Consider the following 12,272-nt stretch of genomic DNA (forward strand, 5'->3'; position numbering starts at 1 on the left):
TTGTCAAAAATATTGAATCGGGTTGCCCAACATGCGAAATAAGGCTGCTCGCCTGCCTTACAACAAAAAAACGACCCAGCGCCCACAGCGCCGGGTCATCCGCCCGAATCGGACCAAAACGGTTACTTCCGCAGCTTGAGATAAGACTCCTTGTACTCGGCCATGATCTTCTCGCCGCCGGCTTTTTTCCATTTCTCGACCTCGGCCTCATAGCCGGCCTCGTCGATTTTGCCCATGATGAACTTCGTCTGCGCGTCCATCATTTGCTGCTCGAGCTCCTGGCCGCGCTCGGAGAAGGTCGGCGACGTCAGCGTCAGCGCCGGGTTCGGGACGATGTAATTGATGCCGTCCAGCTCCATCTTCGTGCCTTTCTCGCCGATCGGCACATCCTTGAGCGGCGTGACGTTGTAGCCCTCGAGCACGGTCAGGTTATCGCGGTATGGTTTGACCTCGCGCTGGAAGATGTTGAAGCCGTCACCGATGAATTCGACCTTGTTGTCGCTCGTTTTGCCGTAGTGCCGCCCTTCGATGCCGCGCAGCAGCAGCGTGGACATTTCCGGGTCCATCAGCTTGTCGAGGAAGCCGAGGATTTGCTTTGCCTCCTCCTCCGTCTTGACCGAAGACTTCGGAATGACGAGGAAGCCGTTGTTGCCGTTCTCCGAGGCGATACGGATGCCTTGCGGGCCTTCGAAGCTGGCGACGTCGACCACCGCGTTCGGGTTCGTCTTGTTCAGGCGGTCCTGCTGGCTCTTGCCGTTGGTCGCTACCCCGAAGCGGACGCCGATTTTGTTCGAATCGAAGCCTTTCTCCACCTCCGACGAGTCGGCGACGGCGAAATCCTGGTTGATCAGCTTCTCCTCGTACAGCTTGCGGAACAGCTTCAGCACATCCATAAATTCCTTGGTGACGAATTCCGGCGTAAAGTTGCCTTCGCTGTCGACGCCCCATTTGTTCACGCCGCCCTGCGAGACGGCGAGCCGGGTCAGCATGGAGGCCTGGCCTGAATTGTACGTTTTGTGCAGCGCGATGCCGTAGGTGTCGTCCTTGCCGTTTTTATCCGGATCGTTCAGCGTCAGCGCTTTCAGCACGTTGTACCATTCGTCGATCGTCTTCGGGATCTGCAGCCCGAGGTTGTCGAACCAATCCTTGCGGTATACAATCGCGCCACGGCCCATGTTGCGGTACAGCGGCACGCCGTAAATTTTGCCCTCGACCGAAATATTTTCGTAAAATTGCGGGTTTTGCGCGCTCAAGTTTTTGTAGTCCTTCAGCCACGGCCCGATCTCCCAGAACAGGTCGGATTCGATCGCGTTGACGACGTTCGGCCCCTGCACAACCCTCAGCAGCTTGGGCATTTCGTTCGAGGCCAGCATGACGTTGATTTTATCGTTATACGCGGCGCTCGGAATCCACTGGATGTCCAGCTTCGTATTCGTGTATTTTTCGATCAGCTGCTCGACTTCGTTACCCTTGGCCGGAATGTCGCCGACCTGCGAGATGCCGATGCTCAGCTGGAGAGGGGCGTCGCCTCCGCCCTGCGGGGCTGCTGCGCCCGGCGTTTCTTCCCCACTGCTGCAGGCCGCCGCCAGCACCGCCGTGCCGAGCACAGCCGAGGACAGCAAAGCGAACTTCGTTCGGTTGGACTTCATAGAATGACCTCCCTAATTGTATCTTGGAATTTATCCCTTAACCGATCCGAGCATGACCCCTTTGGCAAAATGCTTCTGCAAGAAGGGGTACACGACGATAATCGGCAAAGTGGCGAAAACGATAACGGCCATCTTGATCGTCAGCGGCTGAATGTACATTTCGTCGATGCTCGTATCGCCGATCCGGCTGTTGGCGTTAATGATGATCTCCCTCAGCATGACCTGAATCGGCCACTTGGTGTTGTCGTTGATGTACATGATCGCATGGAAGTATTTGTTCCAGTGATCGACCGCATAGAACAGGCCGAAGGTAGCGATGGCCGGCAGCGACAGCGGAAGCACGATGCGCATCAAAATGCCGACATCGTTGCAGCCGTCGATTTTCGCGGAGTCCTCCAGACCTTCCGGGATTTGCTGGAAAAAGTTTTTCAGCACGATCAGATTGAAGGCGCTGATCGCGCTCGGAATCATCAGCGACCAGAGCGAATCGATCATATGAAGCGAGCGGACGACATAATAGGTCGGGATCAGGCCGCCGCTGAACAGCATCGTGAACAGCACGCCCAGCAAAATGTACTTGCGGCCCCGCAGCGTCGGGCGGGACAGCGGATACGCCAGCAGCGCCGTGAAGACGAGGTTGATGAACGTCCCGAGCACTGTAACGTAGATGGACACCCCCAGGCTGCGCACCAGCGTATTGGTCGAGAAAATGTACTCGTATGCGGCCAGCGAGAACTCCTTCGGGTACAGGATGAAGCCGCCTTCAGCGACGATATGCGGGGCCGTGAAGGAGACGGCCAGCACGTAAATGAACGGTACGATGCAGATAAGCCCCGTCAGCATCAGCAGCGTGTAGTTGACGGCGTCGAAGATGCGGTTGCCCCATGTTTTGTCTTGCGTCATGACAATTCCCCCTTTCCGGCGCGCAGCCCTAGTACACGCCTTCTTCTCCGAAACGCTTGGCCAGCCAGTTCGCCCCGAGCACGAGCACGAGCCCGACCGCCGATTTGAACATGCCGACCGCCGCGCTGTAGCTGAACTGCGCCTGCGTCAGCCCTTTGATATAGACGTACGTGTCGAACACCTCGCCCACCTCGCGGTTCGTGGACGTCAGCATCAGGAAAATATGCTCGAAGCCGGAGTCCAGGAAGCTGCCGAGGCGGAGGATGAACAGAATGACGATGGTGCTGCGGATCGCCGGCAGCGTAATGTGCCACAGCTGTCTCCAGCGCCCCGCCCCGTCCATCCGCGCCGCCTCGTACAGCTGCAGATCGACGCCGGCCAGCGCCGCCAGGAATATAATCGTGCCCCAGCCGACTTCTTTCCAGATCGATTGGCTGACGATCATCGTTCGGAACCATTCGGGAGCCAGCAGGAACGGAATCTTTTCGCCGGTAAGCGCATACACAATTTCGTTGACGAGTCCGCCCTCGGTCGTAAACAAAATATAGAAAATACCGACCACGACGACCCACGATACGAAATGGGGAATGTACACCAGCGTCTGGACAAACCGTTTGAAGCGTTCCCTGCGCACCTCGTTCAGCATGAGTGCCAGCACGATGGGCAGCGGGAAGAAGAAGATCAGATTGTACACCGCCAGCAGCGAGGTGTTGCGAAACAGCATCCAGAACTGCTCTTCGCCGAAAAAACGTTGAAAATGCTTGAAGCCAACCCACGGACTGCCCGAGAAGCCAAGATGCGGCTTGAAATCCTGGAAAGCCATGATGAGCCCGTACATCGGCACATATTTGAAAATAACGAAATAAAGAATGCCGGGCAAAGCCATCAAATACAGCCAGCGATCCTTGACGAGATCCTTCATCCAGGCAAGCCGGCGATTTCTGCGGGCGCTGGGCCGGACATCGGCAGTAGTCTGTGTAGTAGCCTGTGTCGTCATCTAAGGCGCCTCCCTTCGTCGTTGTGCCCTCATTATCGGGGAGTGCGCCGTAACATGCTATACACCGAATGCAACTTGTTCCGTCCGCCATGCCGCAGGCCAAGCCCGGCGCAGACAGAGGATCGCCGCCATTGACCGGATTTAACCTGCGATGAACCGGATATAACCTGCAGCCAGATGGCGGCAAAAAGGCCGGAGCAAGGCGTCATCGCCCCGTCCGGCGCAGCTTGGTCATTCTGGCGTCACTTAGGCTCGTTTCTTTCCCGATATTGTCCCGGGGTCATCCCGACCACCTTGCGGAACATGCGGATGAACGCCGTCGTGTTTGAATAATTCAGCCTCTCCGAGATGTCCGACAGCTTCATCGTCGTCGTATCGAGCCATTCCTTGGCCAAGTTCATGCGGTATTCCGCCAAATATTCGCTGAATGGAATCCCCATTTCTTTTTTGAACACGCGGCTCAAATAGACCGGATGAAAGTTCAGCTCGGCGGCGCACGCCTCCAGCGTAATGTCCTGATCGTAGCGCTGCTGCACAAGGCTGACCATCCGCTGGACGATGCCGGCATACTGGGATTCGGCCTGCCGGTTCAGGAAGGCGAGCACCGGTGCGAGCAGTTCCCTTTTGAACCAGTCGCTAATATCCTCCACCGTGTTCAGCTTCATCAATTGCTTGTACAATGCCCGCTCCCCCAGTACCTGATTCGCGATACCGCCCTGCTCCTGAATGAGCTGGCACATGCGCGAAACAAGCTGCATCATGTAAACGTGATATTCGCCCACGCCCGGATTGCGAGTCACCAGCTCCGCCATGTAGCGGTCGAAGCATTGCTCCGCCTGCTCCGCATCGCCCAGCTTCAGCGCCTTGACGAGCTGCTCTTCGTTCCATTTCAGCTGCGTATAAGCGGCAGCGGCAGCTTCGTTCGGCTCGGCTTGGATATCGTCGTAATGCAGAATGAGCCGGTTGCCCAAATAAATGCGCCGCTTCAGCGCCTCCAGCCCTTCGTTATACGCGCGAACGGCTTCCGACGCTTTATCGAAGGGCCGGCTGATGCCGATGCTGACCTGCACCTGCAGAAACTCCCACACCTTGGCCCGAATCTGCTCCGCCATCCGGTAGCAGTACGCCTTCAGCTCCTCGTCGGTGTCCATGTCGCCGGCCAGCAGCGTCACCTGGGACTGCTCCAGCAGCACGGGGCTGAATCGCAGATTCGCAGGAATGATTTCGCTGACCATATTATGAATCGCGAACAAGAGCAGCTCCTTGTCATGCTCCCGATAGCGCGTATCCTGCAGCGTGTCGATCTGCAGCGTCAGCACGACAAGCCGCCGCCACTCCGTCGGAAAGCCGAACAGCCTGCTCCGGTAAGCGAAGTCGCTCTCGGACAGCTGGCCGGCGAACAGCTTCAGCACAAGAAACTCCTTCAATTGCTGGAATTGGCCCTGCATCTGCTGCTGAAGCTGCTGGCCCGCGCTGAACAAGGTGCGAAACCGTTCCTCCAGCGAGGTGAACTCGTCCGCGGGATCGGCTCCGCCGGCCTGAACGCCCGCCGTCATTTGCGACAGGCGCCGGATCGGCGAATACATTCGGCGGCTGCCCTGCCAGGCAAGGATACCGACGATGACGAGAATGACGCTGCAGGCGACGAAGGTGGCGACAGCGATTTTGCCCGTCTCCCGGGTGATCTGCTCCAGCGACACCGCCGACACATAGATCCAGCGGTTATACGGCGAGAAGCGGTAAGAGAACACCATCTCCCGGCCGTCCACCTCCTCCTGCCAGAAACCGTTCTCGCTGCCCGTCGCCTTCGCCGCCTGCGCGATCCTGGCGTTAACCGGCCCGTAAGGATTGCCGGAGAGGTCGTTCCCGTATATAAAATCGACCCCTTCGCTGTCGATGACATAAATATCGCCCAGCCGGTCGTTCTCCGCAGCGAGCAGCGTGCTGAACTGCGATTTGAGCATTTCGATCACGAGGTAGCCTTTGGGCTGCTGCGTAAAGGGGAGAATCGGCAGCTTGTACACCATGCGGATCGTCGGGCTCCCCGTCGCCCCAATCTCGCCGTCCGGACCGGGCTGAGGCGCCCCGATATCCCAAAACAAGGCGTTCGGCTGCTTCGCATAATGCTCCAGCCGGTCCCGGAACGGCAGCTCCGCAAGCGGAATTACGCTGGTAAAGCCGATCGCCCAGCCCTCCTGAATGCCGATCAAATACCCTTCGCTAATGCCTGGAAGCGTTTGCAAATTGGCTAATCCCGTATACAAATTGCGCACCCGAATAAAATCGGACACATCGAGCGGCTCGTTCATCGCCGACGCAACTTGAGGGGAATTGGCATATTGAATCGCCGTCAGCTCCAGCGTCTTCATCGCCTGCTCGACGCGCATCTGCGTCTGCCTAAGCAGTTGCATATTGCCCTCTTTCGTCTTTTCCTCCACGTCCCCGGCCGCAATATAATAGGAAAAGAGACCGAGGGCAAGCACAGGGACGGCGCCGATCAGCACGCCAAAAGCGAGCAGCAGCCGCTTGTAGCGCGGAATGCGCCAGGCGTATCTCCATTCTGCAATCATCGGATGCATCGCCCTTTCGGTCAATGATGGTACCTTCCATTTTAGCAAAAAATTTGTATTCGCAACATAGCAATTTCCGTTCCTCCTTCGTTCCTCCTTACATAGCGGATGCAAGAATGCGGCGGCCACAAGAAACGAACCCCCGATCCGCTGCACGCGGGTATCAGGGGTTCGACAAGATAAATGAACCGGCCGGTTTAAGACCGGCTGATGCTAATTCAGCTGCTTCAGGAACCGCTTGACCGTACCGGACGGCGTCTCCAGCAGCTCGTACATTTTCACGTGGTTTCTCGATCCGAGCCAATCGAAGCGGATGCCGGAAAATACAACCTGATTTTTGCCGTTAGCCAGTTTTTCGGCGCCGATGAACGGCACGTCCGTCGTCGCGATGACGTTCTCGTATTCGTCGAGCAGCTCGAAGTGGGCCTTGACCGCATTCGCATCGACGACGAGCGGCTCCTGCCACTGCGCCATATTTTCCATCTTCATCGTATAGCTGTAGGTGCTTGAGCCATACGTCGTATAGACGTTGAAATCTTTGATCCGCATGGCGAACGGATAGAAGTTCATCGTTTCGCTGTTTTCCAGCCCCTCGTCCGTCCGCAGGGAGATCGGGAAGGAGGCGATCGTCAGCTTCTTCGCAGCGGCCGACGTTTCGTCCGTTACGCGCATCATGAACGAATCGCCGACATCGGACGTGCCCAGCATGTACGAATGCATGACCATCGCGCTCGTGTTGGGAGCGATCGTCTGCCCCTCCGCCGCTTTCGCGACGCCGCTGAAAATTTGGCCGTTCGGCGCGACGAGCTCCGTCGTCCATTCCGGCAAGGGCAGCGAGCGGTCTCCCCGGTTGGTCAGCTTGAACTTGGCGACGGCCGTCGGATAGCCGGTGCTCTCGTTCTCATACAAGCGCAGGTCGGCCAGCACGACCTCCAGGTTCTCTTCCACGATGCCGCCGACCGGCAAATGAAGCGGCTGCCCGTACTGATAGCCGACAATCATGCCGGAATCGCCGCCGTAAGCCGAGGCGCCGGCCAGATCGGCCACGAACAGCGGAAGCTGCAGCCCGCCTGCGGCGGTCTCCGTTCCTCCCGCCGCCTTGTTCTCGAGCAGCGCGAGCTGAACGTCGTCCTCTGTCGCCGCCTTGGGCAGCACCGCCTGGAAGTAATAGGAAGCGGTCTCGCCGGGCGACAGGAACGAAGGATGCGCCGACGTATCCGTCGCCTGCGCCTGCGCTTCCCCGGAGCGGGTCTGGAACGAGGCGACCAGCGCGGGAACGGCGACAGCGCGGGACGTATCGTTGCTCAGCGCGACCCTGGCGCGCACGGTCGCTTCGTCTCCGGTGGCCGACAACGTCGCGGAGTCGAGCTTCACCGTCAGGCCGTCGCTGCCGTCATCCAGCAAGTAAGCGGCCGACTCCCGAACCTTCCGCGGCTGCAGCAGATCGGCGAGAGCGAACGTTCCGGCCACCCATTCCTCCGCTCCCGCCACAGCCGCCGTATACAGCTGCAGCTTCAGCCCGCCATCTGCCGAAGGCGCCCCGGGAAGCGCCGACCGCAGCGTAAGCTTGCGGCTCTTGCCGGGCAATAGCGGCTGATCGGCGCCGTACACGACCGTCGCCGCATACTGCTGGCCGCTCTTGTCCGTCAGCCTGTATTTCAGCCCGTCAGGCAGAGACAAGCTCGTATTCCCGGCGTTTTCGGCAAGCAGCTCCACATACAGCTGCATCGTATTGCCTTCAAACACCGGGTACGCCCGCTCGGGGCGGAAGATGACCGTCGAATCGTCGGGCAGCGAGGCGTCGGCCTTCTTGAGTTGAAGCGCCGTTTCCTGCACGGGGCGGCCTGCTTCCCCGAGTGCGGGGGCGACGTTCAGCGAACCGATATCCTTCATGAAATTCGCCAGGCTTAAGTCCCATTCGAATATGGTCACCTTCAGCCCCCGCGCGTCCGGCGAACCGGAAAGCTGCGACAGAAACCGGAAGTCCTGCGACTGGCCCGGCTCGACGCGGGCCGTCTGCCTGCTGAGCAGCTGCGCCGCATAGCTGCTGCCGGGCGCATCGGCGACGCGGACGCCGTAACGGTTGAAATCGACGGAGCTCCCGCCACCGTTATGCAGCCTGAGCGTAAAGCGCAGCGCGGCGTCTCCCGCTCCCGCGGAATAGACCGCCTCCTCCAAAGTAAAATAGACGGACGCGTTCAGAAAGACGCCTTGCTTGCCGGCCTGCGCCGCAGGCGCGGCAAGCGGCGAGCCGAGCAATACTAATGCCAATACCATGACAAGCCAGCTTCGGCCGAACCGAAGCATGGCGCTGCGCAAATTCCGCATTGTCCGTAATCCCTCCTCATTATGCCGTTAATCCACGCGGAGCGCGTCGATCGGTTTCAATCGCGATGCTTGACGGGCCGGATACAGGCCGAAGACGACGCCGACCAGCACCGAGAACAGGAACGCGTACATGCCGATATCTAGCGACACGCTGGTCGGCTGGTTCGGATTGATCAGCGGCCAGCCGTACGAGGCGCCGATGCCGAGCAGCAGGCCGAGTAGCCCGCCCAGGCCGCTGATGACGACCGCCTCGGTCAGGAACTGGGCCATGATGTGCCAGCGCTTGGCGCCGATCGATTTGCGGATGCCAATCTCCCGGGTCCGCTCGCTGACCGTCACCAGCATGATGTTCATGATGCCGATGCCGCCGACGAGCAGCGAAATGCAGGCGACGCTGATCATCTGATTCGTCAGCGTGCTCGAGGCCGCTACTCGCGCGTTCATCAATTCTTCCTGATTCATCACGATGTAACCGGAGGTGCTCTTGAATTTATAGCTCAAATACTGTTTGATCGTCGAATCGGCCACCGGCACCTGATCGCTGCTGGGCGCTTCGATGTACGTCGTGCGGATGCTGCCCAGCTTGAATACTCTGCGGGCCGTCTCCAGCGGCACGATCACCGCATCGTCCACCGAGCTGCCGCCGACGTTGGAGCCTTTTTCCTTCAGCAGGCCGACGACGGTGAACATGACGCCGTCGATGTTGACCGTCTGCCCGATCGGGTTCGCGCTGCCGAACAGCGTCTCGGCTGTCCCGCTGCCAAGCACCGCCACCGGGTTGCGGAACTCGAGATCGGCAGGGACGATGAAGCGCCCGCTCGCCAGCTCCGTCTTCATCAGCGTCTGGTAACGGTCGTTCGTGCCGATGACCGTGAACGTCTCGCTGGTGCGGTCGTATTTGACGTTGGAGTTGCCTCTGGTGATCGTCGGAGCGATCGACTCGAATTCGGGCAGCTGCTCCAGCGTCATCAGCTCGTCGTAATCGAGCTGCGTAGCGCGCCCGTTGCCCAGCACGTTCACGACGAGCAGGTTCGTGCCCAGGCTCTCATACTGCTGCTCGATCTGCTCGGTCGAGCCCCGCCCGATCGCAACCAGCGTGACGACGGAGGCAACCCCGATGATGACGCCGAGCATCGTCAGCAAGGTGCGCATCGGCTTGGCCGTAATCGTGCGGAACGCCATGGAGACCAGTTCCCACGGATTCATACGGTCACCGCCTCTCCCGACGCCTCCGGCAGCGCGGCGTTGCGCCGGTCGTCGACGATCAGCCCGTCGCGAATCGACACGACCCGCTTGGCATTAGCGGCGATATGATTGTCGTGCGTGATCAGCACGACCGTATTCCCCTGCTCATTCAGCCGGACCATCAGCTCCATCACCTCGGCGCCGGTTCTCGAGTCGAGCGCGCCGGTCGGCTCGTCGGCCAGCAGCAGCGCCGGCTGCACAGCCAGCGCGCGGGCGATGGCGACGCGCTGCTGCTGGCCTCCGGAGAGCTGGTTCGGCTTGTGATGGATGCGGTGCTCCATGCCGAGCGACTGCAACATCGCGAGCGCCCGCTCTCGCCGCTCCTGCTTGCCGAGCCCCGCATAGACGAGCGGCAGCTCCACATTTTCCAGCGCGGATAAGCGGGGCAGCAGATTGAACTGCTGGAAGATAAAGCCGAGCTTGCGGTTGCGCACTTCCGCCAGCTGGTTATCGCTCAGCTTCTCGGTGGCCACCCCATCCAGCGTATACGTTCCCTCGTTCGGCGAATCGAGCAGACCGATCGTATTCATCAAGGTCGATTTGCCGGAGCCGCTCGGCCCGACGATGGCGACGAAATCGCCTTTGGCCACGTCCAGCGAGATGCCCTTCAGAATCCGCACCTTCTCGTCGCCGCTGCCGTACTCCTTCACGATGTTTCTGAGCTCGATGATGTTGCTCATCGCGAACCGCCTCCGCCACCGCCCTGGAATCCGCCGCCACCGCCCTGGAATCCGCCGCCTCCGCCGGGGAAGCCGCCACCTCCGCCGGCGGGAATGCCGCCGCCTGTCGTTCCCCCGGCGCCGCCCTGGAACTGCCGGCGGAGCTGGTCAGCCTGCTGCTGGTTCAGGTTCGTCGATTGCTGGCGCGTCGGAATGACGACCTGATCGCCCTCCTCAAGGCCCTCGGTCACCTCGACATGCGTCTTGCTGCGAATGCCGATCTCGATCGGATGGTTCGGCTCGAGCGTCCCGTCCGCCTTCTTCAAGGTGACGGTCCGTCGGCCGCCCCGCTGCTGAAGCGCCTCGATCGGCAGCAGCAGCGCGTTCTTTTTCTCCTCGACAATGATTTCCGCCGTGCCGGTCATGCCGTATTTCAGTTCGCTCTGCTCAGTATTCGGCACGGCAATGATCACATCGTAATAGGTCACGCCGTTGGTCGTGACCCCGACCGTCGACACCTGCAGCACTTCCCCTTCGAAGCTTCGGCCGGGCAGCGCGTCGACGGTGACCTGCGCTTTCAGCCCAGGCTTCACGCTCGGCAGATCAAGCTCGTCCACCTGCACGGCAAGCGTCATCGTATCGAGGCTGGCCACCGCTCCGAAAGCGGTACCCGCCTTCACGCTGACCCCTACCGGATAGCTGGCCAGCACATTTTTCTTCTGATCGGCGAAATCTGCCGAGAACACGCCGTCGAACGGCGCGACCACCGTCAGCTCGCTCAGCTTCCTGCTCAGGTTCTCGACGTTCGCCGCCTGCCGCTCGACATCGGCCTGCTTGGCGGCGATATCGTCCTGCAGCGAATCGTTCGCGATCGTCAGGATCAGATCGCCTTGCTGTATGTATTCTCCGCTCTTCGGCTTCAGCTCGCCGATCGTGCCCGACGCTCCGGACATGACGGTTACCGTACGCGCATATTCCAGCGTGCCGCTTCCCTGGGACTTGATCTCCCTGTCGCCATACATGACGCTGCCTGTCACCGCAAGCCCTGCGTCCAGCGTGCCGTCGCCGGCGACCTTCACCGTGACGTCGACCAGCTTCGCGCCGCCCTGTCCCGCTCTTGTCACGCGGTCAACAGCCTCGACTTTGCCAACCTTTGTCAGCAGCTGGCCTTCGATCGTCAAATCGATCTCTTCCCCCGCCTGCAACTGCAAGGCTTCTTCAAGAATGTACGGCAGCTTGACCGTGAATTCACTCGTATCGGCAATCGTTCCGATCTTTGCGTTCTTGTTCAGGTTCGAGCCCGTCTCCAAATTGCCGGAGAGCGTAAATTTCCCGCTGATCGGCGCCGTAATCCGCATCGCTCCCTGCTGCTCGGTCAGCTCCTGCAGCTCCCTCTGCAGCGTTGCCAGCCGGGCCTCCGCATCCTTCAAATTCGCCTCCAGGTCAACGTCCGAGATGACCAGCAGCACATCCCCCTGCTTGACCGCTTTGCTCCGCGTCAAGTTCATCATCTTGATCGTGCCGTCTGCGGGAGCGGTAATGTCCTGCATATTTTGCGCCTGAAACTGCGACGTCCCTGTAATCGTAACGCGAATATCCCCCCGGGTAACCGCTATGCCCTGGGCTTCCTGCCCCGCCGCTTGCGAAGGCTTGTTCTCTTTAACGGCAAAATAATAAGCGGTGCCACCCCCTGCCAGCACGACAGCAAGAATGGCCAGCACCCATCGTTTCCTGCGACCTAAAGCCAACGTCTGCCCCTCCTCCAGTTCGCGGCGCGCCCCCGGCCTGCCGAAGCTCGCGCGCCAATCCGTCTGATTCATGCCCTTCATTATAAAGGCATATCTTGAACTGAATTTGAACTGAAGCTTAAAATAAACTGAAAAAACCGGCCCTTAGCCCGCTTCAATAAGCGAACTAACGG

General features: G+C 59.8%; 8 protein-coding genes. All 8 read right to left on the reverse strand.

Annotation, left to right across the window (positions count from 1 at the left end; genetic code table 11):
• Positions 1 to 122 precede the first annotated feature (122 nt).
• On the reverse strand, positions 123 to 1,649 hold the full coding sequence (locus F591_RS0107155) for an extracellular solute-binding protein (RefSeq protein ID WP_019533908.1): 1,527 nt from the start codon (positions 1,647 to 1,649) through the stop codon (positions 123 to 125).
• A gap of 30 nt (positions 1,650 to 1,679) precedes the next feature.
• Positions 1,680 to 2,552, reverse strand: coding sequence for a carbohydrate ABC transporter permease (locus F591_RS0107160; RefSeq protein ID WP_019533909.1), 873 nt, complete (start codon positions 2,550 to 2,552; stop codon positions 1,680 to 1,682).
• 28 nt (positions 2,553 to 2,580) lie between these two features.
• Entirely contained in the window at positions 2,581 to 3,549 is a 969-nt protein-coding gene (locus F591_RS0107165; protein WP_019533910.1) for an ABC transporter permease, read from the reverse strand.
• Between the two features lie 242 nt (positions 3,550 to 3,791).
• Positions 3,792 to 6,119 (reverse strand): helix-turn-helix domain-containing protein, encoded by a 2,328-nt coding sequence (locus tag F591_RS0107170; protein WP_156829481.1) that lies wholly within the window; start codon positions 6,117 to 6,119, stop codon positions 3,792 to 3,794.
• Between the two features lie 213 nt (positions 6,120 to 6,332).
• Positions 6,333 to 8,447: a hypothetical protein gene (locus F591_RS0107175; protein WP_019533912.1), complete on the reverse strand. Its 2,115-nt coding sequence runs from the start codon at positions 8,445 to 8,447 to the stop codon at positions 6,333 to 6,335.
• A 27-nt stretch (positions 8,448 to 8,474) separates the two neighbouring features.
• Positions 8,475 to 9,653 (reverse strand): ABC transporter permease, encoded by a 1,179-nt coding sequence (locus F591_RS0107180; RefSeq protein ID WP_019533913.1) that lies wholly within the window; start codon positions 9,651 to 9,653, stop codon positions 8,475 to 8,477.
• Positions 9,650 to 10,372, reverse strand: a complete 723-nt coding sequence (locus F591_RS0107185; RefSeq protein WP_019533914.1) for an ABC transporter ATP-binding protein — start codon at positions 10,370 to 10,372, stop codon at positions 9,650 to 9,652. Before F591_RS0107185 ends, F591_RS0107180 begins: the two co-directional genes overlap by 4 nt.
• A complete protein-coding gene (locus F591_RS0107190; protein WP_019533915.1) occupies positions 10,369 to 12,180 on the reverse strand; it encodes an efflux RND transporter periplasmic adaptor subunit in 1,812 nt (603 codons plus the stop codon). The genes F591_RS0107185 and F591_RS0107190 overlap by 4 nt, the downstream gene beginning before the upstream one ends.
• Between the last annotated feature and the right edge of the window lie 92 nt (positions 12,181 to 12,272).

The sequence above is a fragment of the Paenibacillus ginsengihumi DSM 21568 genome (assembly GCF_000380965.1).
GTDB lineage: Bacteria > Bacillota > Bacilli > Paenibacillales > NBRC-103111 > Paenibacillus_G > Paenibacillus_G ginsengihumi.